Source organism: Robbsia andropogonis (assembly GCF_000970345.1).
Classification (GTDB): Bacteria; Pseudomonadota; Gammaproteobacteria; order Burkholderiales; family Burkholderiaceae; genus Robbsia; species Robbsia andropogonis.
Genome location: NZ_LAQU01000007.1, coordinates 152421 through 177562 on the forward strand (window position 1 = coordinate 152421; position 25142 = coordinate 177562).

Consider the following 25142-nt stretch of genomic DNA (forward strand, 5'->3'; position numbering starts at 1 on the left):
CACGGCGCTCCAGGCACGCTACGAGGGTAAAACGGGATTCTCGCGATTTAGCCGCGGCGATTCGCCTGCGTTTCGTCCGGGCGTAATTGCGCCGCGACCTTGTCAAGTACGCCATTGACGTACTTATAGCCGTCGGTGCCGCCGAATGTCTTGGCCAGCTCCACGCCCTCGTTGATCACTACGCGATACGGGATGTCGATATGATGGCGCAACTCGTAAGCACCGACCAGCAGCACGGCGCGCTCGACTGGCGACAACTCTGATACCGGGCGGTCGAGGCAGGGTGTGATGGTCGCTTCCAGTTGGGCCTGTTCTTTCGCCACGCCGTAGAGCAGTGCGTCGAAATGTTCGCGGTCAGCCTTATCGAAGCTCTGCATGCCGCGGATATGCGCATCGATGTCCGAGACGGGGCTGCCCGCCACGAGCCATTGATACAGCGCTTGCGTCGCGAGTTCGCGCGCGCGGCGTCGGGCGTTCCTCATGCATTCGCTCCGCTTTCGTCGCCTTCGTCACCATATTCGGACAAGCCGGATAGGGCGTTCACCAGATTGGCCATTTCAACCGCGCAGCGAGCGGCATCACGACCTTTCTCATCGGCGCGGGCTTCGGCTTGCGCGTCGGTCTCGGTCGTCAGTACGGCATGGCAATCGGCAGGTCGAAATCTAGGCCGATGCGTGTGATGCCTGCGCCAGATTCGTTCGACACCAGTTCGAAGTGGTAGGTTTCGCCGCGGATGACCGCGCCCAGGGCGATAAGGGCGTCGAATTGGTTGCTCTGCGCGAGCTTCGACAGCGCCAGCGGGATCTCCAGCGCGCCGGGTACGGTGACCAGCAATACATCCTCGCCTGCCACGCCGAGCTTTTCCAGTTCGTCGATGCAGGCGTCGCGCAATGCGTTGACAACCGGCTCGTTGAAGCGCGATTGCACGAGGCCGATCCGCAGACCGGTGCCGTCGATGTTCAGTTCGTATTTACCGGTTTCCATGAGGGTATCCGTATGCAAGAGGGGAGATAAGCGCGGTATGGTGCGTCTCCTGGCACATGCGACCGCCTTGTAGGCGGCCGCGGCCGGGTGATGGTTCCGCGCAGGCAAAAAAAGCGTTGGCGAGCATGCGATGCGGCACGTGCCGCCGGCCCGCAAGACCGACGATGTCTGCGGGATGCACCTCGCCGAATTACGCGTAGCGGCCGTCGGTCGCGCCCGGGGCCGCATTATCCAACGCGCAGGCCTGCTCGGGCAGCGTCAATGCCGCACCGGGCTTCGCGATGAAACCGGTCACTTCCAGGTGAAAGCCGGACATGCTGCCGAGCTTGCGCGGCTTCGACAGTACCTGCATCCGACCGATGCCAAGGTCACGCAAAATCTGCGCACCCACGCCATAGGTCTTGAAATCCATCGGGCGTCGGGCACGACGCGCGGCGGCTTCGGTGTCCTCCAAAGCGGTGAACGCTTCGAAGAAGCGCTCGCGTGTCCCATCGCAGTTCAGCATGACCACGGTGCCAGCACCACCGGTGGCTTCATGATGCCGTGCGATTTCGCGTAATGCCGCCTCGATCGTCCACGAATGCACCGACGCCTGTGTCTCAAGCAGATCCAGCGCCGATAACGGTTCATGCACGCGCACCAGCGTTTCCGTATCCGTGCTCGGTGTCCCGCGGGTCAGCGCGAGATGCGGCGCGCCGGTGGGCGTGTCACGGTACAGCGTCGCGTCGAAGGTGCCGTATGGCGTATGCATCTCGCGATGGGAGACGCGTTCAATGACGGACTCGTGCCGCAACCGGTGCTGGATCAGGTCGGCGATCGTGCCGATCTTCAGACCGTGGGTTTCGGCGAACAGCATCAGGTCGGGCAGCCGCGCCATCGTGCCATCTTCCTTGATGATCTCGCAGATGACGGAGGCGGGCGTGAGGCCTGCCATCGCGGTGAGATCGCATCCTGCTTCCGTATGACCCGCGCGAACGAGCACGCCGCCGTCCTGCGCCATTACCGGAAAAACGTGGCCGGGCTGCACGATGTCGCTCGCCCGTGCATGCGGGGCGACCGCGGCGCGGATCGTGCGGGCACGGTCCGGCGCCGAGATGCCCGTGGTAACCCCTTCCGCGGCCTCGATGCTCATCGTGAATGCCGTGCCGTACTGGGTGCCGTTCCGGGCGGTCATCAACGGCAATTCCAACTGGCGGCAACGGTGCGCGGTCAATGTCAGGCAGATCAGGCCGCGCGCATGCGTGGCCATGAAATTGATGGCCTCCGGCGTGACGAAGTCGGCGGCGAGGACGATGTCGCCCTCGTTTTCACGGTCTTCCTCGTCCACGAGGATGACCATGCGGCCGGCCGACAATTCGGCAACGATCTCGGAGGTGGTCGCAAGCTTCATGGCAAGGGGGCGGGGCGCGCGGGACGGCCGTCTGGAAAAACAGGTATTTTACGCGAACATCGCGCGGCCGCGGCCGATAATGCGCGTAGGGCGGAATTACTGTTGCGCCGGGGGCGCCGACATCATGCGCTCGACGTAGCGGGCGATCAGGTCGATCTCCAGATTGACCCGCGAACCGGGGCGCAACGCGTTCAACGTCGTGACCTCGATCGTATGCGGGATGAGATTGATGGCGAACAGGCAGGCCTGCCCGTTGCGAACCGTATCGTCCACGCGATTCACCGTCAAGCTGACGCCATTCACGGTAACCGAGCCCTTGTAAGCGAGATACCGCCCGATATCACGCGACGCTATGATTTCCAAAAGGTGCGATTCGCCTACGGGTTCGAAGCGGTGTACTTCGCCGAGCCCGTCGACATGGCCGCTTACCAGGTGACCGCCCAGCCGATCGTTCGCCCGCAAAGCCTTCTCCAGGTTCACCGGGCCTGGGCGATCCAGGCCGGCGGTCAGGCGCAGACTTTCGTGCGAGACATCCACATCGAACCAGTTCTCCAACGTGTCGATGGCGACGGCGGTCATGCAGGCACCCTGAATCGCGATGCTGTCACCCAGCAACACGTCGTCCAATGGCAGGCTACCGGCATCCACGCGTAGCCGTACACCCGCTTCGCCAACATCACCGGACTTGGCAAGGGGGGTGACCTTCCGGATGCTGCCGACTGCCGCGACTATCCCTGTAAACATCGTGTTATCCGTCCTTTTCTGGTGCCGGCGTGCCGGCCTTGATCATGTTGCGTCGCGTGTCTCGGCGTTCGTCTCGTTGCCACCGACGGCCCGCGCCAGGATGCGGATGTCATCGCCAATCCGCTCCACGCTATCGAAGACGAGTTGCCGCCGATCGATCAGACGCCCCGCCGCAGGCATATCGAACAGTCCGAAGCCGCGGCCGAGCAAGCTGGGGGCAAGGTAGATCAGCCATTCGTCGACGCAGCCCTCGCGGATCAGCGAACCGCTCAGCTTGGTGCCCGCCTCGACGTGCAGTTCATTGATGCCGCGATCGCCGAGCAGACGCATCAGCCCCGGCAGATCGACTTTTCCCGCTTCGTTCGGCAAGGCAACCAGCTCCGCGCCGCGCGCCTGCAATGCTTCCGCGCGGGCAAGGAACGCGTCCCGCGACGGGTCGATGGTTGCAAGGTGATGCGGATGCGGGTCGTGCACGTCACCGCTCTGCCGGTTGTCCATCAAGACGGCTTTTGCCGCCGCCAGCGCCACTTCGGCCGGGTCGTCCGGGTTTGCCGCGGCGGGAGGCCCCGCATGAACGATCAGCGGCGGGGCACCATCGAGCAAACGCGCCGTGGGCGGCACGGTCAGGCGGCTGTCCACCAATACACGCAACGGTTGACGCGGCGTTTCCACGCCGCGCACGGTCAACTGCGGATCGTCCTGGCGCGCGGTACCGGCACCGGTGAGGATCGCGCACGCGCGGGCGCGCCAGCGATGCCCATCCTGACGGGCCGCTTCGCCGGTGATCCATTGGCTTTCGCCCGAAGGCAAGGCCGTGAAACCGTCCAGCGATGCCGCCGCTTTCAGCCGCACCCAGGGACGGCGCCGCGTCATCCGCGAGATGAAACCGATGTTCATTTCCGCTGCTGCCTTTTCCAGCAGTCCGCAGCGCACGTCGATGCCTGCTTGACGCAGAATGGCCAGCCCCCGTCCCGAGACCGCCGGGTTCGGATCCTCCATCGCCGCGATGACCCGCGCGACGCCGGCCTCTACCAAGGTGCGCGCGCACGGCGGGGTACGGCCGAAATGGCTGCATGGTTCCAGCGTGACATAAGCCGTCGCGCCCTCCGGCGAGATGCCACGGCTGCGCGCATCCTTCAGTGCCTGCACTTCCGCGTGATCCTGTCCCGCAGGCTGGGTGAATCCCTCGCCGATGATGTTGCCGTCCTTGATCAGCACACAACCCACGCGCGGATTCGGCGTGGTCGTGTACATGCCGCGCTCCGCCAGGGCCAGCGCACGCTGCATATAGGCGAAATCGGCATTCGAGAACATCAGGCACCCAGGTCGAGTTGTGCAACATGCGCAAAGGCGTCGCGCGCGGCAACGACGGTGGCGTCCAGCACCGCATCGTCGTGCGTGCTGGATACGAATCCGGCCTCGAACGCCGAAGGCGCAAAGTAGACCCCGGCGTCGAGCATCTTGTGGAAGAACGCATTAAAGCGAGGAATGCTGCCACGCTGCACATCACTGAAGCGCTCGGGGGCCTTGTCGGCAAAGTACAGGCCGAACATGCCACCCACCGTCGCCGCGCTGAAGGTCACGCCGGCCGCCGTCGCCGCCTGCGTCAGGCCTTGTGCCAGGCGTGCCGTTCGCGCGCCCAGTGCATCAAAAAAGCCTGGAGCGGAGATCAGCTTCAGCGTTGCCAGGCCGGCGGCCACCGCCACGGGGTTGCCGGAAAGCGTGCCTGCTTGATAGACCGGGCCGAGCGGCGAGATCTTGGCCATGATGTCCCGGCGACCGCCGAATGCCGCTGCCGGCATGCCGCCGCCGATGACCTTGCCGAGACAGGTCAGGTCCGGCGTGATGCCATACAACGCCTGTGCACCGCCCAACGCCACGCGGAATCCCGACATCACTTCATCGAAAATCAGGACGCTGCCGTGCCGCGTGCACAGTGTCCGAAGCGCATTCAGGAAGGCGGCGCTGCCAGGCACCAGGTTCATGTTGCCCGCCACCGGTTCGACGATGACCGCGGCGATGTCGTCGCCGAACGCGCGGAAGGCTTCCTCGATCTGCTCGACATTGTTGTATTCGAGAACCATCGTATGTCGGGCGGTGTCGGCGGGCACGCCGGCCGACGTCGGATTACCGAACGTCAGCAGGCCCGAGCCGGCCTTGACCAGCAGACTATCGGCGTGGCCGTGATAGCAGCCCTCGAACTTGACAATCCGTTCCCGCCCGGTGAAACCACGGGCGAGGCGCAGCGCGCTCATGGTTGCCTCGGTGCCGGAGGACACCATCCGAACCTGTTCGATCGACGGCACCAACGCCCGGATCATCTCCGCGATGTCGATCTCGGCCTCGGTCGGCGCGCCGAAGCTGAACCCATCCCCCAGCACGCGCTGAACCGCGGCGAGTACGTCCGGATGCGTATGCCCGACGATCATCGGCCCCCATGAACCGATGTAATCGATATAACGCTTGTCGTCGGCATCCCAGATATAGGGGCCTTGCGCGCGCTTGACGAAGCGCGGTGTGCCGCCGACGGAGCCGAACGCGCGAACCGGTGAATTGACGCCGCCCGGAATGCTGTCGAGGGCGCGATTGAAGAGAACCTGGTTCTGGGACATGGTGAACGCGAAAAGAAAAGCGGAGGAGCAATGCCGTACGCACAAGGCGGACGGGGCTGCCGACCTAGTTCGTCGGCCCTGGGGGCCGGCGCGTAGGGTATGCCAGTGTATCCGCGGAATTGTACCGCACGCCCCGCGCCGCCGCCGCTTGCCCCTGCGCCTTTCGCGGTCCGCCATCAAAGGACGGCGCGGTGCGGCAATCCGTAGCGCGACGTGGTGTCACAGTTGCGCGCGTGCCATGACGTTTCCGGGCACACCGGCTTATATCGCCGGAAGGGCTGCTTTATAATCAGACGCTTCGCGCCTCATGCTGGCGCTGCGTGTCCATCCGCATCGATTCCACGTTGCCTTGTACTGGTTCCGTCTGCCGGCGTCGTGAGTCGACGGCGGCAGCGTACCTTGCCTGCACGCTGGCGCCGCCGAGCGATTTGACCGGCAGCACCGCGGCCAGACTCCTTCCCGACACCATGTCCACGTTTGTTTCCCCGGCGGCACGCAGTGCGCGCCGCTTGCTTTTACTGCTAGGCGCGCTTGCCGCCGTTGGCCCGCTCGGGGTGGACATGTATCTGCCCGGCCTGCCTGACATGGCCCGCAGTTTCGATGTCGCGCCCGCCTATGTGCAATTGACGCTGACAACCTTTCTTGCCGGTTTCTCGGTCGGCATGCTGCTGTACGGCCCGCTGTCCGACGCTTATGGTCGACGTCCAATTCTGATGATCGGCATCTTGCTGTATACGGTTGCCACACTGGCCTGCCTGCTCGCGCCCACGGTGACGTCCCTCGCGACGTTCCGATTCTTCGAGGCGCTGGGTGCCGGTGCGGCGGCGGTGCTCGCGCGCGCGATCACGCGTGATTCCCACGCTCCTTCGGAAGCGGCGAAAGTGTTGTCGTTCCTGCAGATTGTCACCTCCGTCGGCCCATTGACGGCCCCGTTGGTCGGTGGGCAATTACTGCACGCGGGTGGCTGGCGGGCGGTGTTCGCGGCGCTGCTTCTCTACGGGATTATCTGCAGCGTTCTGGTCTGGACCCGCGTGCCGGAGACCTGGCCTGCGGAAAAGCGTGCGAAGTCGGCATTACGGCAGTCGTTTCGCGCCTATGGCCATTTGTTGACCGACAAGACCGCGCTGGCGCATCTGTTGTGTGGCGGCATGTCATACGCGGCGATGTTCTGCTATATCGCGGGCACCCCTTTTGTCTACATCTCGTATTACCACGTCGCCCCGGAGCATTATGGATTTTTCTTCGCCGCGAACATCGTGGGCCTGGTAGGCGGCAATGTCCTGAACGCCAAACTTGTATCGAAATTGGGCACGATGCGGATGATATCGTGGGCTTCGGGCGTATCGATCGCGGCGGCGCTCATCACCGGCTTTGTTTGTGTGACAGGTATCGGTGGCTTGCCGCTGCTGGCTGCGGCGTTGTTTTTCGTTGTATCCACCACCGGCGTGCTGGGCGCCAACTGCGTGACGGATTTGATGCAGCGCTACCCGAACAATGCCGGTGCCGCCGCCGCATTGTTCGGTGCGGTCCAATTCGGCTTGGGTGCCGGCGCGGGCGGATTGCTTGGTGTGCTGTCCACCGGTACGCCGCTCGCCCTGGGCGTCTTGATTGTCGTGTGCGGCGTCTGCGCGTTCATCGGCCGTACCGTGTTGTTGCGATTGCACCGCGCGTCCGTGCGGCGAGCCGTGACGCAGGCGCCAGCCTCGGTCGTATTGCATGATCAGGCGTCACGTCCGTCGCGCGTACTGGACTGAGCCACTCGCCGCCGGGCAGGGTAGTCAGCCAATATCGCCTTTTATGGGTAAACTGCTGTCAGAGCGATCCGACGCATCATCCCAACCGAGAAGGGCGACGTAGTTATGCAGAGCGACACGACGACAGAACGCAAGACATTTGGCGCGCATGCCTCGGCAACGCCCAATGCACAGGCTGCGGCAAGTGACGAGAACGGGTTTACGTTCGTCCTGTTTGGCGGCACCGGCGACTTGGCGCACCGAAAGATCCTGCCGGCGCTGTATCAAGCGCATCGCGACAAATTGGTCGATCCCGCCGGCAAGATCGTCGCCGTGGCACGCAAGTCCCCGGATCGTGACGGTTATCTAAAGTGGGTCGAGGAAAATGTCAAACCGCGTCTCGTCAAGAGTAAGGAATACGACGACGCGGTATGGAAGGGTTTTCTCGAGCGCATCGAATACGTCAAGCTGGACGCGGCAAAGGATGATTTTGCCAAGCTCACCGAGGCACTATCCGGTTTTGGTGGCACTCGTGTCTTTTACCTCGCGACGGTGCCGTCGCTATTCGTGCCGATCTGCCAGGCGCTGGCGGGGCAGCAATTGAATGAAGGCGCGCGCATCGTGCTGGAAAAGCCACTTGGCTATGACCTCGAGTCGTCCAAAGCGATCAACGATGCGGTGGGCGAAATATTCCAGGAAGAACAGATTTATCGAATCGACCATTACCTCGGCAAGGAGCCAGTGCAGAACCTGTTGGCGCTGCGCTTCGGCAATATTCTGTTCGAGCCGCTGTGGCGTCGTGAGTTCATCCAAAGTATCCAGATCACCATCGCTGAGGAATTAGGCGTTGAAACCCGCGGCGACTTCTACGATGGCGTGGGCGCGTTGCGCGACATGGTGCAGAACCACTTGCTGCAATTGCTCGCCATCGTGGCGATGGAACCGCCGCATGCGTTGGATACCGACAGCGTGCGCGACGAGAAATTGCGTGTCCTGCGCGCGTTGAAGCAGTTGTCGCCCACCGACGTGTCCAAGGTGGCCGTGCGGGGTCAGTACCTGAAGGGCGTTACCCGCGGCGAGAGCGTTCCCGGTTATCTGGAAGAAGAGGGTGTCAACGAAGAGAGCCTGACCGAGACCTTTGTTGCACTGAAGGTCGAAATCGAGAACTGGCGCTGGGCCGGTGTACCCTTCTATCTGCGGACCGGCAAGCGGCTTGCCGATCGAACGGCCGAGATCGTTGTCAACTTCCGGCAGGTGCCCCATTCGGCGCTGCCGGGTTCGAGCGTATCGAATGCGCCGCCGAATCGTCTGGTGATCCGCCTGCAACCGCACGAGACGATCCGTCTCTACTGCCAATCGAAGCAGCCGGGCGATGGTATGCAGTTACAGAGTGTCTACATGGACCTGGACTTCAATGATTTCTTCCGGGGCCAGCAAATGGAGGCATATGAACGCCTGCTGCTCGACGTGATTCACGGACGTCTTGCGCTGTTCGTCCGTCGTGACGAGCAGGAGGCCGCATGGAAGTACGTGATGCCGATCCTCGATGAATGGTCGAAGCCGGGCCGCAAACCGAAGGGCTATGCCGCTGGCTCGTGGGGTCCGCCGGCCGCCAGTGCGATGCTCGCCCACGACGGTACCTATTGGCTTGAAGAAGAAAATTGAGCGTCCGACGACGTATGTAAAGACGGCATTGAAAAGGAGATTACGTCGATGCTCTATTTGAATACCTTTGCCGACGGCGATGCCCAGGCCGAGGCGCTATCGGCCGCTGTGGCCGAGGCATTGCGTCATGTCCTGGCGCAGCGCGGGGCCAAGGGCCGCGCGACGCTGGCGGTGTCTGGCGGCAAAAGCCCTGCGCGATTTTTTGCGCATCTCGCAAAGACGCCGCTGGCATGGGCGCAAATCGATATCACGCTGGTGGACGATCGTTGGGTGCCCCCGCATGACGAGGCCAGCAATGCCGGACTGTTGCGTGACACGCTGTTGCGCGATGCGGCTGCGGCGGCACGGTTCTGGCCGATCGTCGACACGGCGCGGACGCCCCAGGCGGTGCTTGAATTACTGAACGGGCCGGGTGGTGTCGCCGGGCCGGATGTCGTGATTCTCGGAATGGGCGAGGATGGTCATACCGCATCGCTGTTTGCCGACGCGCCGCAATGGGCTTATGCGACGACCACGCTCGATCGCTACGTCTACACTGAGCCGGCGACCGCGCCACATGCCCGTATCGGCTTGTCGCTGAATGCGCTGCGCCGCGCGCCGGTAACGTTTCTACAGATAAGTGGTGAAAAAAAGCGCGCGGTGCTGGAAGCCGCCGCCGCAATGCCGCAACGCACCGCGATTTCGCGGCTCGCCAACGATGGGGGAGTGAAGCTCGATGCCTATTGGTACGCCTGAAAACAAACAGGCCAGTGCGCCCACCGCTCAAGCAGGCGCTGTAATCGATATCACATCCGGTGCTTTGCACGCGGATGGTCTTCGTCTGCTCGCCGATATCGGCGGCACGAATGCACGTTTTGCGCTCGAGTGCGGACCGGGCCGGATCGGCAAGATCCACACTTACCCGTGTGCGAACTATCCGGGTATCGCCGACGCGGTCAACGCTTTTTTTGATGATGCGGCGGATGATCTGAAGCAATACGGACCGGCGCGTCACGCCGCCATCGCGATCGCCAATCCGATCGATGGTGACGAAGTGACCATGACGAATCACGACTGGCGGTTTTCGATCGAGGCCACACGCAAGGTCCTGGGCCTGGAAACATTGAAGGTCGTCAATGATTTCGCCGCGCTGGCGCAAGCGGTTCCGGCGCTACGCAAGGATCAGGTGCGCCAGGTCGGCACCGGCACCGTGCACCCGACGTCGGTCGGCGCGGTGGGAGAAGTGCGTGGCGTACTGGGCGCCGGCACCGGCCTGGGGGTCGCGGGGTTGGTCTATGTGGATGGCCGCTGGACGCCGATCGCCAGCGAAGGGGGACACGCGAGTTTCGCGCCGCTCGATGCGCGCGAGGACCATATTCTCGCGTTTGCGCGGGAGAAGTGGGGACACGTGTCGTTCGAACGGGTGGCGTCGGGACCGGGTATCGAATTGATTTATAGCGCGCTGGCAGCGAGGGCCGGCCAGACTGTCGACGCCGTGGACAGCGCCACGATCGTCGAACGGGCGAAGCAGGGAGATCCGTTGGCGAATGAAACGGTCGATGTATTCTGTGGCGTGCTAGGCAGTTTCGCGGGTAATGTCGCCATTACATTTGGTGCGCAGGGGGGGATCTACCTCGGCGGTGGCGTGGTGCCGAAGCTGGGCGAGCGATTCTACACGTCACCGTTTCGGGAACGCTTTGAGCAGAAGGGGCGATTTGTACGATACCTCTCGATTATTCCGACGTATGTGATCACCGCCGAGAATCCGGCTTTTATCGGCGCATCGGAAATCTTGACGGCGACCCTTGCGCAGTAAGCGATACGCGTCATAAGACTTATTGAGAATCGGGTATTGAACCAGATCTCGGCATTCGGGCACATATCCGAATGTCGAGGCTTTTCCCATGCTTGGTCGTCTTCCGGCGCTTGCCGGCAGCTTATTTTGCGTTGCCTGACAGGAATTGCTTGAGTCGCTCACTGCGGGGCTGTGTGAAGACTTCGTGGGGTACGCCTGCTTCCTCGATTTTTCCCTGGTGCAGGAATACGACCTGATTCGCGACATTCCGGGCGAAGCTCATCTCGTGGGTCACGACGATCATGGTCCGGCCTTCCTCGGCCAGCGTCTGCATGACCTTCAACACTTCGCCCACCAACTCCGGGTCCAGCGCCGACGTGGGTTCGTCGAACAGCATGATTTCCGGGTCCATGGCCAGCGCGCGGGCGATAGCCACCCGTTGCTGTTGACCGCCGGACATATGCGCCGGGTATTTCTTTTCCACCTGCGGTCCCAGGCCAACTTTTTCCAGATAGGTGCGCGCCCGTTCGACGGCGTCTTTTTTTGACATCCCGAGTACGTGCATCGGCGCTTCAATGATGTTTTCGAGCACGGTCATATGGGACCACAGATTGAAGTGCTGGAACACCATGGCGAGCCGGCTGCGGACGCGTTGCAACTGGCGCGGATCGACCACGCGCAATGCGCCGTCTCTCGCCGGCGCCGTCCGCACTTCCTCGCCGTCGAGCAGGATGCGGCCACTGCTTGGTCGCTCGAGAAAGTTGATGCAGCGCAGGAAGGTGCTTTTGCCTGAGCCACTCGATCCGATGATGCTGGTGACGTCGCCGGCACGCAGGCGCAGGGATACGCCCTTGAGCACTTCGTGTTCGCCATAGCTTTTATGGATATCGTCAGCAATCAGTTTGAACATGGCGGCGGGTTCGGATGCGGCGGTAAGAGTCACGATTGAGGCAGGTCAGTGGGACGGCGTGGCGAGGTAAGCAAGCCAGCGGCGTTCCGCGCGGCGGAACAGATAAACGAGTGCGAAAGAAATCGCCATGTAAAGCAGTGCGGCGATCGTGAACGATTGCAGTGTCAGGTAAGTAGCGGCGTTGGCATCTCGCGCGACTTTCAAGATATCTGGAACAGTCGCGGTGAAGGCCACGGTGGTCGCGTGCAGCATCAGGATCACTTCGTTGCTGTAGTAAGGCAACGCACGTCGTAATGCCGATGGCAGGATCACGCGGCGGTACAGCGTGAACGAAGACATGCCATATGCACGCGCGGCCTCGATTTCACCATACGGAGTGGCCTTGATCGCACCGGCGAAGATTTCGGTCGTGTAGGCGCATGTGTTCAACGTAAATGCCAGTAACGTGCAGTGCATGCCGTTACGGAAAAACGCGTTCAACATTTCATGGTCACGCACGACCTGGAGTCCGTACAAGCCCGTGTAGATGATCAGGAGTTGCACATACAATGGCGTGCCGCGAAATACATAGGTGTAGCACCAGACCGGCAGGCGCAGCCACCATCGCGGCGACACACGCGCGATGGCCAATGGCAGCGACAGACAGAAGCCCACGGCAATCGAAAATACCAGAAGCCAAAGCGTGATCACCAGCCCGCTGTAGTGGTAGCCGTCGGTGAACAGAAACTGCCGCCAGTAGTCGTGAATCAGATCGATCATAGCTCCGCCTTCCGCACGCCGACGTTGTAGCGGCGTTCCAGCGCGTGCAGGACCACATTCGATGCCGTGGTGATGAGCAGGTAGAGTATCGCCGCCACGATCGTGAACAGGAAATAGCGCATGCTGCCTTTGCCGGCGTCCTGCGTGGCCTTGACGATATCGGACAAACCGATGATCGACACCAGCGCGGTCGCCTTGACGACCACTTGCCAGTTGTTGCCGATGCCAGGCAACGCATGCCGCATCATCTGCGGGAACAATATTCGGCGGAATGCCTGGAACGGTCGCATGCCGTAGGCCGATGCCGCTTCGAGTTGTCCGTGCGGGACGGCCAGAAAGGCGCCGCGAAACGTCTCGGTGAAATAGGCACCGTAGATGAAGCCGATGGTCAGCACGCCAGCGACGAATGGATCGATGTCGACCTGATTGAGGTCGAGTGCATCGGTCAGCATGTTCATCCAGATCTGGATGCCATAGAAGATCAACAGCATCAGTACCAGATCTGGCACGCTGCGGATCAAGGTCGTATAAACGGTCGCGCACCAGCGCGGTACCGGGTGCCGGGCGAGCTTGCACCATGCGCCGATGAGGCCGATCAGCACCGAAACGACGACCGATAACACCGCGAGCTGCACTGTTTGCCAGGCGCCCTCGAGAATTACCGGCCCATAGCCGTAGAGAAACATAAAGTGGGGGTCCATCGGTCGATCACCCTGTCCCGGATGACCGACACCGCCCTCCCGCGACGAATCGCAAGGCGGCCGTGTGTCTGTATGACGCGGGTCGATTGCGCGGGCCGACAGAGACGGACCCGGTTGTCCGCGCCGATTGGCCGGTTGACTGTCGTCTCGGACGACAGGGCACCGGCTTGGGTTTTATTTCTTATAGATCGAGAAGTCGAAGTACTTCTTTTGCAGCGTATCGAATTCACCGTCCTTGTGGATCGCGGCAATCGCCGTATTGAACTTGGCGATCAGGTCCTTGTCTTCCTTGCGCAGGCCCACGCCGGTACCGGCACCGATCGTTTCCGCGTCCTCCACTTCCGGACCCGCGAAGGCGAAGCCCTGACCGTTCGGCGTCTTCAGGAATCCAACATCCGCCTGCACTTCATCCTGCAACGCGGCGTCCAGGCGGCCCGACTTCAAATCGGCATAGACCTGATCCTGGTTCTGATATGACGTCACCGTCACGCCCTTCGGTTGCCAGAACTTCTTGGCATAGGCTTCCTGCGTCGTGCCTTGCTCCACGCCCACGGTCTTGCCTTTCAGCGATTCGGGCGTCGGTTTCAGCGACGAACCAGCCTTGGCCACCATGCGCGCTGGCGCATCGAACAGTTTTGCCGAGAAAGCGATGGCTTTCTCGCGCTCCGCGGTGATCGACAGTGATGAAATGATCGCATCGATCTTGCGTGCGCGCAGTGCCGGGATCAGGCCGTCAAAGTCCGTCGGAACCCATTCGCATTTGGTTTGCATCTTTGCGCAAAGCGCATTGCCCAGATCCACATCGAAACCGACGATCTTGCCGTCCGGGGCCTTTGACTCAAAAGGCGCGTAGGTCGGGTCAACCCCGATACGCACCGTCTTCCATTCCTTCGCGCTTGCGCCGGTGGCAATCAATGCCAGTGCAAAACACAATGCCAATTTCTTCATGAAATTCCTCAAAAACGTATGACGTGTCGCCTTGCAGGCCAAGCGTATTTTAGGCAAACAAAAATGACCTGCGCGTTTGAACCGCGATAGCGGGCGCATTTTACCGCGAGTCGTCGTCGTGCTATCGAAGTGATTGCTGGTTTTTAGGCAAACACTTAGACCTCGTCCTCTAATTAACGGCATATCCAATTAAGCATTCAGCGTGCTTTATTGCAATATCAAGGGGAAACGGGTAATGGAAATGACGAAATGGGGAAAAACGATTCATCGTCAGAGGGACATGGTGGAAGGTAAGTGAAGAACGCTGACCCTGTGCACCATGAAAAACACCCCAACGCTGGACAGACGTCCAACGTTGGGGTGCGATTTTGAAAAAGATATCAGTTTTCCGATAGGCCAAGCGCCCCACCGGCCGCCTGGCGCGCAGGCTTGATGTCTTACCCGCGCATGGCGCGGAGCCTGCGCTGCGCGGAGACGGTTATCAGCTGGCCGGTGCTTCTGTGGTGTGCGCATCCGGCGGTGCGTCACGTGGCGGCGGCGCATCGCCCTTCCGATCGCCCATGGGCGGTGGACGGCGCCCGTGCTCCATCATGCGTTTCCATGATTGCTTGATGCTGTCGCTGACGAGCTTTTTCTGTTGATCGTCCAACGTGTTATAGAAATCGACAAACGCCTTCTCCGTGCCATTGCGCAGCTCGAGGTCGTTTGATTCCAATTGCTGTCGCTGTGCCTGCAGCGCGCCGAGGTCGAGGATTGGTTGCTGCGACGCCTCGCGCAACTGTTTCTGCACGATTTCATGCTGCGTGCGGACCGCGTCGAAGTTCTGGCGGCTCGTGGTCTGCGCATTTTGCCACGCGGCTTCCTGCGTCGCATTCAGGTGCAGACTGGCGTGCAGCCGGTCCATCATATGTGCGAAAGCGGGGCCCCCGGGACCACCAGGACCACCAGGACCACCAGGACCACCAGGACCACCAGGACCTCGGGGCGGCCCGTGACGGTCGCCGCGTGGGCCGTGCGGGCCGTTATGCATGCCTGGTGGGTTCGAGGCAGGCGCGCCTGCGGCCGGCGTGGTGGCCGTCGGGGCGGAGTCCGCATCCTGGGCATGTGCCGCTTGCACGCCCACGCCGAGTGTCAGCATGGCGGCGGCCACGGTGAAAGCCGTCCGGGTCTTCTTCAACATAGTCATTCTCCCTGTGTCTGCGGTGTGCCGTGGGGGCAATTCAAGGCGTTGGCGCCCCTCGTACTGGCAACAACCTGATGAAAGCGTAAGCGAAACGCCGCACCGAAGGTGTTACCGGGCTCCGAACAATTGGTGCAGAACGTTACTTCCGATTACGCGTCCGGGAGCTGCGTAATATGATGTAACCCATTTGTTGGTGCAGCAGTCCTGAATGAGTCGCCCTTGTGTGAAAGCCCCGATAAAATTCTGCCATGACTACGCAAATCCTGATCGTCGACGACGACCCCGAACTTCGCGACTTGCTGCGCGATTATCTCCAACGCCAGGGCATCGAGGTATCGGTGCTACACGATGGCGGTGGCCTTGAACGTCGGCTCGAACGCGAGCGGCCCGATTTGATCGTTCTCGATCTGATGATGCCGGGCGTGGACGGCTTGGCCGCGTTGCGGCAATTGAGAGGGTCGGGCGACGACATTCCCGTCATCATGCTGACAGCGCGAGCCGACGATGTCGATCGCATCGTGGGCCTCGAACTGGGCGCCGATGATTACATCGGGAAGCCCTTCAACCCGCGCGAGCTGCTCGCCCGCATCCAGGCAGTGCTCCGCCGCCGGCGCAACGTCCCCAGCGCCGCGCCAGAGCAACGCGCGCCCTATAATTTCGGTCGTTTCACGCTGGACTTCCAGGCGCGGACCTTGAGCCGCGACGGTCAGGTATTGCCATTGTCCGGTGGCGAATTTGCATTGCTCAAGGTGTTTGTCTCGCAACCGATGCGAACGCTCGCACGTGAACGCCTGCTTGAATTGCTGCATGGCCCCGAGTACGATGGCACCGATCGCGGGATCGATGTACAAGTCTGGCGTCTGCGGCGTATCCTGGAGCAAGATCCGTCTTTGCCGCGCTTTATCCAGACCGTGCGCGGCCGGGGCTACGTGTTCGTACCCGAAGGGGACCCGGATTCCGCGTCGCTTGCCCCGGAAGCCGCGCGTTGATGACAGATCGAGGCTAATCCGCTGTCATGAACAGCTCGTCTGATGGTTCCACATGCCGGGTGGCCCCCGCCGAAGGGAAAGGTCGGTCGTTTTTGCGCTTGAGGCGCCAGCCGCGAAGCCGCGCTACGGAGGAGGACGATCCTATCGCCACCGGCGCTACCGCTACGTCGGGAGCGCCTCTGGTGCGCCGGCGGGGTTCGAGACGAGCGCGCATGCGCCGAACTTTCGATTCCTTGTTCGTACGGCTGGCGGTGCTGGTGATCCTTGCCTTATTGTGCCCGCACCTGGCCTGGTATGCAGTGACGCGCGCCGAGCGAAGCGCATTACGTAGCAGTTATGCCGTGGAGGAAGCACGGTTTCTGATCGAGGCGGTCGAGCAGCACGAAGCACGCGGTTCGACTGAACCGCTGCCGTGGCGCTTACGCACGATACCGTTGAATTCGCCGCTGGTACCGCCAGAGGGGGACGACGATGACAATACACCCGTAGACCATTTTCGAGACCAGTTGCTGGCGCGCTTGCCGTCCGGCACGCAGGTACGCATCAGCGCCCCGACACTTGGAAAGGACGCGAAGCTATGGGTGTTATCGCCGGGGCAGCCGAGTTGGGTCGTCATGTCCGTGCGGCCGCCTCCGCCGCCACGCCCGAACGGTGACCGCCTTTTCATCTGGCTGGCGTCGAGCTTTTCCGCGGCCGTCCTGCTGGCGTTGTTTGCCGCATGGCGCCTGCAGGACCCCATTCGCAAGCTTGCCATCGCGGCGTCGCGTTTCGGTCAAGGTCGTGATGTTGCACCATTGAAGGAAGAGGGTCCCGCCGAGTTTCGCGTGCTGACGCGGCGCTTCAACCGCATGATCGCCGATATATCGCAGAACGAAACCGATCGCGGGATCATGCTGGCCGGTGTAGCGCATGATTTGAAAGCGCCGCTTGCACGCTTGCGGCTACGCGCCGAGATGGTCGACAACGATAAGCAGCGTGACGGGTTTGTGCGCGATGTCGATTCGCTCGCGCATATCGTCGACCAGTTTCTGGTGTTTGCCCATGACGGTGCTGACCAAAGTGCGCAACATCAAGTCGACGAATATTGCGAGCGCTTTGCCCGCAACTACCAATCCGCCTGGCCGCAACGCCCACCGCTCAAGCTGGTGCTGCAGGCCGGTGAAGGCTTTCAACTGAGTGTCGCCACGCTCGATCGTTTGCTGACCAATCTCGTTGATAATGCGTACAACTACGGCAAGCCGCCGGTGTGTATTACTACCGGCCGTTGCGGTACGGTGCCGACGCATCGATATGGTGATGCGGAACGTGACACGCAATGGTTTATTCGCGTGTGCGACGAAGGTGAGGGCATTCCCGATGCAGCGCTTGGTACCGCAAGTAGGCCGTTCGTGCGTCTCGATCCGGCGCGTGGCGGTACTGCCCATTGCGGGTTGGGGCTGGCGATTGTCGAGCGGCTTGCCAGCCGGGCGGGGGGGATCTGCCTGCTGTCGAATGGATTAGGCGCGACAGATGGCAATGCAGCGGACCCAGCCGGTACGGACACCAACGGCGGTGACGACGGCAAGGGGCTGCACGTCGAGCTGCGCTTCCCGATGCAACCGAATACGGACGTTCCTCGCAGCGCTGCCTAAACCGCACGCCATGCAAGCGACGGTGCTATTCAACCAATCAGGCGTCGTTCAGTGTGGAAACTGGGCACGTAGCGCGGTGCCAGCATCGCTGTCCACCGTATTGTAGGCGACGCCGGATGTCTCGAACACGTAGACAGTGGCCTGCTTACCCAGGCGAGCGAGGATCGACTCGCGTAATTCCTCGGCATCGTCGATGGAATCCAGCATCCAGGTTGTGGAAGACAGTCGCGTTTGGTATGTGCCGTATTCGGCCATGATTGGATCGCACGCTTCCGCATTTTCATCGCGAAACACCACCACGTAGTTGCCTTTCATCTCAGATCTCCAGCTTGGACGAGTGACGATGATACATTGAGAACCTGCGTGGCCATCTCGTTCCCCCCTCTGCCGAACGGATATACCGGTTGGACGGATTGGTATTGCTCCGATCAGTTGCGGTGTTTGTTCGCTCTAGTGAGCGTGACGCCGGTAGACGTGGAGCAAAAACGGGTGAGTACGGATAGGACAAGTGCGCCGGGCCATCGCGGGCAACCTGTCGCTACAGCATCGCATCGATTTGCGTTAATCGCAATGATTTTCCATGGGGTAAGCCGTATCGGACAGGGAGAACCTTTTGGTCAGGGGTATCTCGTCCGCGTCAAGCGCGACCCCGCGCAGGCGGCTCGGCAATCTTTGTGGACCCGGGGTAAAACGTGACCCTCAGTTTTTATCAATCGCCGCGTCCCATGCCGGGCGATTCGGCCAACGTCTACGTGACCTTCCATTCACGCCATGGCAATAATTCGATGAAAGCGACGTGTCGCTCGCAATGCCGGAGCGGTCATAAAAAAGTAGGGCCGAGCGGTCGATGTATCGTCGCCGTCAAAGGCGCCACCGTAGGCGATCACACGTTCGCATGGCCTGCCGTCAAGCCATGCGTGGCTGAGCGTGCGTATTTACGAAGCCGGTTCGTCATTGTCAAGACCATCAGCCGTTTCTTCGTAGGTACCAAGGCGGTTGTACAGCGTCTTGAGGCTGACGCCAAGCGCCTTTGCCGCCTTGCGTTTGTCCCCGCCGCAGTGCCGCAGCGTCGCTAGGATAATCTGCCGTTGTGCGTCGGCCAGCGGTGTCCCTACCCAGATACTCATGCTGTCGCCCTGCGTAACGGCCTTGCGGTTACGGGTGTTCAGGTGAGGATGCGGCAGCTCGACAGTATTCTCCGCCAGGATGTACGCCCGGTAGATCGCATTCTTCAGTTCACGTACATTCCCGGGCCAGGAATAGCCACGCAGCGTTTCCAGTGCGGTTTTCGACAGCACCTTCTCAGTGCCATGCTGCGCGTTCAATTGCGCAAGAAAATGTTCGGCCAGCAACTCTCGGTCGCTGTCGCGCTCCCGCAATGGTGGCGCACGCAGTGGAAATACGGCCAGGCGATACATCAAGTCCTCGCGCAGTCCATTCTCCTTTACCGCCGTAGCAGGGTCGCGATTGGTCGCGGCGAGAATTCGGACATCGCTCGATACTTCCTCGCTGCCGCCCACGCGGAAGAATGTCCCGGTCTCTAATGCACGCAACAGTTTTACCTGCCGTACCGGCGCCATCTCGGTGACTTCATCAAGGAAAATAGTGCCCCCGCGGGCATGCTCGAAATAGCCGACCCGCGCCTGTGCCGCCCCGGTGAAACTGCCGCGCTCATGCCCGAACAGTTCCGCTTCGATCAGGTTATCCGGGATCGCACCGCAGTTGACCGCAATAAAGGGTGCATCGCGTCGAGCGCTAAAGTCGTGAATCGTCCGCGCGATCAATTCCTTGCCCGTACCGCTCTCACCGATGATCAACGCGGTGGCATCGGTCGCCGCGACACGGTCGATCTGTTCATACAACGACCGCATGGCGTCCGAGCCGCCGAACAAAGATCCGTATGACTTGATCGTCTGCTTGGTGCTGGTTCGCTTGCGAGCTGTTTCCGATTTGCGCGGCAGCGCCCCTGCGCCCTCCGCAGTTGCTGCAGAGGAGGCGATTGGGTTGGAAGCGGCGGCTTGCGCCGAATCTGATGACGCCATAAATGTCGATTTCCGTCAGCGATACAAAAACAGGCAAGGATCCGCACGTCGGGCGTTGCCATGCAACATTGCTGCGGCCGCGCGCAGTGGCGACCTATCTCGCGATCCTACCCGGCTTTCGCGCTTCATGCCGGATAGACAATGGCGCGGCGCTGCTGCCCATGCATCGGAGAGGCTGCCGCGGCGCGATGTTGATGGACCTCATCTTTCTTAAAGAGCGTATAAACGATTCTCACACCGTTACATTCCGCCGGTAAATATTACGATTTCTTGGTGTGCGTGATCGGTGCTGACGCAGGCCGCTATCGGTCTGCGAAATGTGCGTACTTGACATCGTAAGGTACGATGTAAACAACGAATGTTGATCATGGCGGTAAGACAGGCGCGTGCAGTCGGCGCCATGCGTCCGCATGTTTCGCCGCCGTGATGGACGTTGATTTCAGCATACCGGTAAGTGTACTGCTTTTTTACAAGAATAACCTGCGTGGCATGAAAAATGCTTTTTGTCTTTCCCATGTCCTCTCACGTCGATATGCGCGGTACGCGCAGCGTTCAAAAAGAGGGCAGGACTTATAAGGAGGGCGTATGGCGGATACATCGGTAAAGCTGGCATTGGGACGCGCGAAGGTCAACGAGGACCTTCGCGTTCTTGCCGCCGACACGCAGGAGCTGCTGCGACTTACCGCATCGGCGAGTGGTGAGCAGATTGATGCGTTGCGCGCGCGTCTGACGGAGCAGCTTCGCTACCTGCGTGAGCGTGCGCGTGAGCAGCAAGAGGTGAGCGTTGCCAAGTGCGCGGGCGCGGCAGCAAGCGCGGACGAATTCGTGCGCAGTAGTCCATGGCAAGCGCTTGGTATGGCGGTGGCCGGTGGCATCGTACTCGGTGCGCTTTTGACGCGTTGAGTGGCAGGTCCGGCAGGGCGATTTATTTATCCCGCAAGGCGGAGGAGCGCGTGTATGGCACAGGCAAGCCTGGTGCAGTCACTCAGTCATTTGATCTCTGGGGTGATTGCGACAACCAGTAGCCGATTGCGGCTTTTGGCGTTGGAGATCACGGAAGAGCGTGATCGTGTTCTGGCACTGCTGGTCGCGGCGCTCGTGGCATGCTTTTTCGTTTTTCTGGCGGTTATCTTTGCCGCTGTGCTTGTCATCGCGATTTATTGGGATACGCCTTACAGGTTGGCTTCTATCGGTTGGCTCGCGGGCGGCGCGTTAGTGGTTGCTTTTCTCGCGGTCGTTTTCTTTATTTATCGGGTGAAGAAACCGACAACGTTGTTCAACCACAGCTTGAGTGAATTTGAAAAAGATCGCCGTGCCGTGGAGACGTTGGAATGAATGGCCGCCTCGATCAGCCCGGTGCCAGGCAGTCGGCCGCGCATAAGCTAGCCAAACCCCCAGTGTCAGTGCGCCGGCAGCAGTTGCTCGATGATATTGCATTGCAACGCAGCGGGCTGCAGGAGTCCGCACGTACCTTGATTGGTCCGCTGCGCACCATCGACCGTTTTCGGCAAGGTGCGAGGCAGCGCCGGCAGTGGCTCTATCCCGCGGCGCCGATTCTGGCGCTGCTCACGTGGCGTCTGCGACCGCGTCTGGCTTCCTTGCCCGGTCTGGCGGCACGGGCGTTCGCGGTGTGGCGGATCGTTAAACACTTTCGCTGACATGGCGTGCAGCTTGCCGATCGAAAGTCGCAAACCCATATTCAGGAGACAAATTATGAACCGGAAATCGGGCGTGATGGCCGCCGCCGCATTGTTGAGTGGCGCGGCGGTCTGGATCTTGCGGCGTAGCGCGGCAGCATCGGCGGAGGCGGCGGCACAAGCCGCGCGGCCGTTGTCGCGCTGGGAAGGCGAAGGCGGTGCCCCTGCCGAGGTGGCGGCGGCTGGCACGACACGTCGGAGCCGGCGCCGGCCTTCGGTGGCCTCCAATCGCGATGATGTCGGATCAACGCCGCATGCATGGGTATTCCCGCGCGCGTGATGTAAATCGTCAGCGCTCGGGTAGGGTGCCGTGGCGCACCGCGAACGTGTCGTCGTTATCTCCCGCAATGCATTGGCTCGGCATAGCTAGGTATTTTCCGTTCGCCAGGGGGGCGCTCTGCGGGTACCGGTGCGATTGCGCCAAGCGCAGGATCAGGGCGACCTGTCGTCTATCTCTATAATCCGTATAATCGATCGGTCTCATTTGCTGCGGGAAACAACCCTTGCGGTAACGTATGCAGTGGCGCGCGTGGTAGCTGGTCGAAAGGGCCGGATGCCGCGTCAGTCGATGATGACGCCGCCACATGGGAAGCGTATGGCGAATGCACGTTTCCTATCTGGGGCTTTCGTGGCGGAACAGTCTATTACAACAGTCAAACATGCCACATATTCTCGTAGTCGACGATGACACCAACACCCGCGAGGCGCTGGTGGACGTGATTGCAAGTGATGGACTCACGATTGCCACGGCGGGGGATCTGCGCGAGGCGCGCATCCAGATCGTGCGGCAGATGCCGGACGTGGTGTTCACCGATCTGAAGCTGCCTGACGGCAACGGTGTGGAGTTATTCGAGGACCTCGATCCTCGCACCGGCGTCGAGATTATTGTCTTTACCGGTCACGCAACCGTGGAATCGGCAGTAAATGCATTGAAGATGGGCGCCACCGATTATCTGGTGAAGCCGGTCAATTTCCAGCGTGTAAAAGCGATCATCAACCGTATTCCGCGCGCGGGCGATCTGAAAGCGGAAATCGGTAGTCTGCGCGGAGAGCTGCGACGTTTCGGCCGCTTTGGTCTGATGTTGGGTAACTCCACGGCCATGCAGGCGGTTTATGACCAGATCAATCGTGTCGCACCGACAGCCGCTTCTGTGCTGCTCATCGGTGAGAGCGGAACCGGCAAGGAATTGGCGGCGCAGACGGTGCATGAGCTGAGTCTGCGCCGCAAGCACGAGTTTTTGGCGGTAAATTGCGGCGCGATCTCGCCCAACCTGATTGAATCGGAAATGTTCGGCCACGAACGCGGCAGCTTCACCGGCGCGGATCGTCAGCACAAGGGGTATTTCGAGCGGGCGAATGGCGGGACGCTGTTCCTCGACGAAATCACCGAAATGCCGATCGAGCTGCAGGTCAAGTTGCTCCGGGTGCTTGAGACCGGTACCTTCATGCGCGTGGGGACCGCCAAGGAAATCGAGACAGACGTGCGCCTCATCGCGGCAACAAATCGAGACCCGGAACAGGCCGTGCTGGAAGGCAAGCTACGCCTTGACCTGTACCATCGTTTGAACGTATTCCCGATTCAGTTGCCGCCGCTTCGCGAGCGCGAGAACGATGTCCAGCTACTGGCGGATAGTTTTCTCGGTGGGCTCAACGAGCGCTACAGTACAAAGAAACGGTTTCCGGTGTCCGGTATCGAAGCGATGCTGGCGTATAACTGGCCGGGTAATGTGCGTGAGCTGAAGAACTATGTGCAGCGCGCTTACATCATGTCGGCGTCCGACGACGTGAATACCGCCGCCGTGCCGCTGCAGATTTCACTGTCGAAGCCATCGGCGGGTACGTCCGTCACCATACCTTTCGGTACATCGCTTGCGGAAGCCGACCGTCAATTGATCCTGGCGACACTGGACCAATGCGGCGGCGTAAAAACGCGTGCGGCCGAAATTCTGGGCATCAGCTTGAAGACGCTTTACAATCGGCTGGTGGAATACGGTGACGATGCGCGCAATGCGACCGGCGACACCGACTCGTCGACGGAACTCGCATAGTCGGCATCGTTATCGCGCCGTATGCGTGAGATGACGGCACCATGGACGGGGCGCTGGATGAGCGCCCCGTTTGCATTTCTATGATCCGCATCACGATCGTCGAAGCGCGCATGCGGGCAAGAGGAAGTCAATTGCGGTGGCGCACGACCTCGTGTGCTGAATGGCATGCAGGGCTCACGTATAGCACCCCTGCGCGACTTTAACACCAACGTGCGTCCGGCATTCTGTCTTCTTGCATCGACATCCGTTCGCGTACGCGCATCCGCTTGGCGTTTTGCTGACGTTGGGCTTTGCGCTCTTTGCCGTGCTCCCGGAAAGGCCGATCCTCGTTGAGTCGGGGACGACGGACGGTGTGCGACATGATCATCTCTCTCGAAGTGCGTTGGAAGAAAGCGCCGCGGGACATGGCCTGCGGCGCAATTGTATTGGGACGCCGGGTCCCAATGCCGCGCGGATGCGCCGCGATCATTTAGCAAATGGCATGCCATCAGGTTTCGTGCGCGGCGCCATAGACATGGCGATCTGCGCGGGCGGCCGATTCCGCCATATACAGCTGTCCGACGTATTGAATGATGTGGCCCGCATGACTGGCCGGGTAACCGCGGCGTGTTCAAGGAGGGGGCACGCGCATAATCTACGTCGTAATCGCAGTTTCTACTCAGCGCTTGCAGATACTGCTTTGACTGCGTCCGGGACGTTGAAAAAAGCTTTTCGCATGGCGTTTTTGCAGGAGGTGCAATTTACGGCATAAACCTTGCGCATGCTTTTATGCGTTCGTCGGTGAACGTAACCAGCCACCTTGAGGTGAGATAAGGGGAAAACATGATGTCTTTTGTTCCAGGTTCCATGCATCGTCGCGTTGCCGACGTAAGGCGGCCTCCTGAATGGCGCGCGCATGCCATGCCGCTTTTGCACGGCATTGGCGGACATATCTGGCTGCAAACCCCCGAGCCACCTAGCCCCACCGAGATACCGCCTATTCCACCCACGCCACCCATCGAACCGCCTGAACCTCAGTCACCCCCGATGGAACCACCGATGCCTGACATGCCGCCGATTGGTGATCCCCCTCGCGGCCCGGAACAGCCGTCCGCGGCGTCATGAACTGCAGGTCAACGGCCCTACCGTGCAACTTTCCCGCATGGCAACGGTTAATTTTACTGATGTCATAGTGTCAACACGGAGCAAAGTGGTAAAGTAGACAGTGTCGTCCTAGCCCGGCGCATTCTTCCAACCCGCTGAACCTGGCGCGCCTCCGGCTGGCTTGTCCCATAAACCGGGATGCCGGCGGCACGAATCTCTTCGTTTCGTCGCGCATGCTTCCGTTTCTCC

The 25142-nt window shown here is 61.0% G+C and carries 27 protein-coding genes and 2 pseudogenes; 14 read left to right on the plus strand and 15 right to left on the minus strand.

What is annotated here, in order from left to right; translation table 11 throughout:
* Positions 1–47 precede the first annotated feature (47 nt).
* The 7 genes and pseudogenes from nusB to WM40_RS31310 form a co-directional block, all read right to left on the minus strand.
* The gene (gene nusB, locus WM40_RS09365) at positions 48–482 is read right to left on the minus strand and encodes a transcription antitermination factor NusB (protein WP_046152732.1); all 435 of its coding nucleotides are present in this window, start codon (positions 480–482) and stop codon (positions 48–50) included.
* A pseudogene (gene ribH, locus WM40_RS09370) lies at positions 479–984 on the minus strand (6,7-dimethyl-8-ribityllumazine synthase). The gene nusB and the pseudogene ribH overlap by 4 nt, the downstream one beginning before the upstream one ends.
* Positions 985–1174: 190 nt before the next feature.
* On the minus strand, positions 1175–2374 hold the full coding sequence (ribBA, locus tag WM40_RS09375) for a bifunctional 3,4-dihydroxy-2-butanone-4-phosphate synthase/GTP cyclohydrolase II (protein ID WP_046152733.1): 1200 nt from the start codon (positions 2372–2374) through the stop codon (positions 1175–1177).
* Between the two features lie 96 nt (positions 2375–2470).
* Positions 2471–3118, minus strand: a complete 648-nt coding sequence (locus WM40_RS09380) for a riboflavin synthase (RefSeq protein ID WP_024902047.1) — start codon at positions 3116–3118, stop codon at positions 2471–2473.
* A gap of 42 nt (positions 3119–3160) precedes the next feature.
* Positions 3161–4432, minus strand: a complete 1272-nt coding sequence (gene ribD, locus WM40_RS09385) for a bifunctional diaminohydroxyphosphoribosylaminopyrimidine deaminase/5-amino-6-(5-phosphoribosylamino)uracil reductase RibD (protein WP_024902048.1) — start codon at positions 4430–4432, stop codon at positions 3161–3163.
* The gene (hemL, locus tag WM40_RS09390; RefSeq protein ID WP_024902049.1) at positions 4432–5730 is read right to left on the minus strand and encodes a glutamate-1-semialdehyde 2,1-aminomutase; all 1299 of its coding nucleotides are present in this window, start codon (positions 5728–5730) and stop codon (positions 4432–4434) included. The genes ribD and hemL overlap by 1 nt, the downstream gene beginning before the upstream one ends.
* Before the next feature lie 289 nt (positions 5731–6019).
* Positions 6020–6199 carry a hypothetical protein gene (locus WM40_RS31310; RefSeq protein WP_036007642.1) on the minus strand — a complete coding sequence of 60 codons (180 nt, stop codon included), beginning with the start codon at positions 6197–6199 and terminating at the stop codon, positions 6020–6022.
* On the opposite strand from WM40_RS31310, the gene WM40_RS09395 reads away from it, so the two are divergent.
* The 4 genes and pseudogenes from WM40_RS09395 to glk all read left to right on the plus strand — a co-directional run.
* Positions 6198–7484 carry a Bcr/CflA family multidrug efflux MFS transporter gene (locus tag WM40_RS09395; RefSeq protein WP_046152771.1) on the plus strand — a complete coding sequence of 429 codons (1287 nt, stop codon included), beginning with the start codon at positions 6198–6200 and terminating at the stop codon, positions 7482–7484. The two genes, WM40_RS31310 and WM40_RS09395, sit on opposite strands and share 2 nt — an antisense overlap.
* Positions 7485–7589: 105 nt before the next feature.
* Positions 7590–9128 carry a glucose-6-phosphate dehydrogenase gene (zwf, locus tag WM40_RS09400; protein ID WP_082102543.1) on the plus strand — a complete coding sequence of 513 codons (1539 nt, stop codon included), beginning with the start codon at positions 7590–7592 and terminating at the stop codon, positions 9126–9128.
* 48 nt (positions 9129–9176) lie between these two features.
* Positions 9177–9863 carry a 6-phosphogluconolactonase gene (gene pgl, locus WM40_RS09405; RefSeq protein ID WP_024902052.1) on the plus strand — a complete coding sequence of 229 codons (687 nt, stop codon included), beginning with the start codon at positions 9177–9179 and terminating at the stop codon, positions 9861–9863.
* A pseudogene (gene glk / locus WM40_RS09410) lies at positions 9844–10917 on the plus strand (glucokinase); the annotation flags it as partial. The gene pgl and the pseudogene glk, both read left to right, overlap by 20 nt.
* 127 nt (positions 10918–11044) lie before the next feature.
* On the opposite strand, the gene WM40_RS09415 reads toward glk, so the two are convergent.
* The 5 genes from WM40_RS09415 to WM40_RS27810 form a co-directional block, all read right to left on the minus strand.
* Complete coding sequence (locus tag WM40_RS09415; RefSeq protein ID WP_024902054.1) at positions 11045–11812, minus strand: ABC transporter ATP-binding protein; 768 nt, start codon at positions 11810–11812, stop codon at positions 11045–11047.
* Positions 11813–11857: 45 nt separating this feature from the next.
* Positions 11858–12571 carry an ABC transporter permease gene (locus tag WM40_RS09420; RefSeq protein WP_024902055.1) on the minus strand — a complete coding sequence of 238 codons (714 nt, stop codon included), beginning with the start codon at positions 12569–12571 and terminating at the stop codon, positions 11858–11860.
* Positions 12568–13257 carry an ABC transporter permease gene (locus WM40_RS09425; RefSeq protein ID WP_024902056.1) on the minus strand — a complete coding sequence of 230 codons (690 nt, stop codon included), beginning with the start codon at positions 13255–13257 and terminating at the stop codon, positions 12568–12570. The genes WM40_RS09420 and WM40_RS09425 overlap by 4 nt, the downstream gene beginning before the upstream one ends.
* Positions 13258–13446: 189 nt before the next feature.
* Complete coding sequence (locus WM40_RS09430) at positions 13447–14220, minus strand: ABC transporter substrate-binding protein (protein WP_024902057.1); 774 nt, start codon at positions 14218–14220, stop codon at positions 13447–13449.
* A 481-nt stretch (positions 14221–14701) separates the two neighbouring features.
* Positions 14702–15400 (minus strand): periplasmic heavy metal sensor, encoded by a 699-nt coding sequence (locus WM40_RS27810; protein ID WP_157685758.1) that lies wholly within the window; start codon positions 15398–15400, stop codon positions 14702–14704.
* Positions 15401–15651: 251 nt separating this feature from the next.
* Here WM40_RS27810 and WM40_RS09440 point away from each other — a divergent pair, with 251 nt between their 5' ends.
* Both WM40_RS09440 and WM40_RS09445 read left to right on the plus strand, forming a co-directional pair.
* Complete coding sequence (locus tag WM40_RS09440) at positions 15652–16392, plus strand: response regulator (protein ID WP_024902059.1); 741 nt, start codon at positions 15652–15654, stop codon at positions 16390–16392.
* A 212-nt stretch (positions 16393–16604) separates the two neighbouring features.
* Positions 16605–18023, plus strand: coding sequence for an ATP-binding protein (locus WM40_RS09445; protein WP_024902060.1), 1419 nt, complete (start codon positions 16605–16607; stop codon positions 18021–18023).
* A gap of 48 nt (positions 18024–18071) precedes the next feature.
* Here the strand turns inward: WM40_RS09445 and WM40_RS09450 are convergent, their stop codons facing one another.
* Both WM40_RS09450 and WM40_RS09455 read right to left on the minus strand, forming a co-directional pair.
* Positions 18072–18338: a hypothetical protein gene (locus tag WM40_RS09450; RefSeq protein ID WP_046152734.1), complete on the minus strand. Its 267-nt coding sequence runs from the start codon at positions 18336–18338 to the stop codon at positions 18072–18074.
* 620 nt (positions 18339–18958) lie between these two features.
* A complete protein-coding gene (locus WM40_RS09455) occupies positions 18959–20065 on the minus strand; it encodes a sigma-54 interaction domain-containing protein (RefSeq protein WP_051504205.1) in 1107 nt (368 codons plus the stop codon).
* A gap of 2 nt (positions 20066–20067) precedes the next feature.
* Here WM40_RS09455 and WM40_RS09460 point away from each other — a divergent pair, with 2 nt between their 5' ends.
* From WM40_RS09460 to WM40_RS09485, 6 genes are all read left to right on the plus strand, one after another.
* On the plus strand, positions 20068–20322 hold the full coding sequence (locus WM40_RS09460; RefSeq protein ID WP_046152735.1) for a hypothetical protein: 255 nt from the start codon (positions 20068–20070) through the stop codon (positions 20320–20322).
* Between the two features lie 328 nt (positions 20323–20650).
* Positions 20651–20968 carry an ElaB/YgaM/YqjD family protein gene (locus WM40_RS09465; RefSeq protein ID WP_024902064.1) on the plus strand — a complete coding sequence of 106 codons (318 nt, stop codon included), beginning with the start codon at positions 20651–20653 and terminating at the stop codon, positions 20966–20968.
* Between the two features lie 54 nt (positions 20969–21022).
* Positions 21023–21400 (plus strand): phage holin family protein, encoded by a 378-nt coding sequence (locus tag WM40_RS09470; RefSeq protein ID WP_024902065.1) that lies wholly within the window; start codon positions 21023–21025, stop codon positions 21398–21400.
* Positions 21397–21723 carry a hypothetical protein gene (locus tag WM40_RS09475; protein ID WP_046152736.1) on the plus strand — a complete coding sequence of 109 codons (327 nt, stop codon included), beginning with the start codon at positions 21397–21399 and terminating at the stop codon, positions 21721–21723. The genes WM40_RS09470 and WM40_RS09475 overlap by 4 nt, the downstream gene beginning before the upstream one ends.
* Before the next feature lie 55 nt (positions 21724–21778).
* Positions 21779–22042, plus strand: a complete 264-nt coding sequence (locus tag WM40_RS09480) for a hypothetical protein (protein WP_024902067.1) — start codon at positions 21779–21781, stop codon at positions 22040–22042.
* A gap of 379 nt (positions 22043–22421) precedes the next feature.
* Positions 22422–23810 carry a sigma-54-dependent transcriptional regulator gene (locus WM40_RS09485; protein ID WP_024902069.1) on the plus strand — a complete coding sequence of 463 codons (1389 nt, stop codon included), beginning with the start codon at positions 22422–22424 and terminating at the stop codon, positions 23808–23810.
* Positions 23811–24009: 199 nt separating this feature from the next.
* Here WM40_RS09485 and WM40_RS31315 read toward each other — a convergent pair whose 3' ends face one another.
* Positions 24010–24171 carry a hypothetical protein gene (locus WM40_RS31315; RefSeq protein WP_157685759.1) on the minus strand — a complete coding sequence of 54 codons (162 nt, stop codon included), beginning with the start codon at positions 24169–24171 and terminating at the stop codon, positions 24010–24012.
* Positions 24172–24192: 21 nt separating this feature from the next.
* On the opposite strand from WM40_RS31315, the gene WM40_RS09490 reads away from it, so the two are divergent.
* Both WM40_RS09490 and WM40_RS30045 read left to right on the plus strand, forming a co-directional pair.
* A complete protein-coding gene (locus WM40_RS09490) occupies positions 24193–24561 on the plus strand; it encodes a hypothetical protein (protein ID WP_157685760.1) in 369 nt (122 codons plus the stop codon).
* Positions 24562–24635: 74 nt separating this feature from the next.
* Positions 24636–24914 carry a hypothetical protein gene (locus WM40_RS30045; RefSeq protein ID WP_157685761.1) on the plus strand — a complete coding sequence of 93 codons (279 nt, stop codon included), beginning with the start codon at positions 24636–24638 and terminating at the stop codon, positions 24912–24914.
* Positions 24915–25142 lie beyond the last annotated feature (228 nt).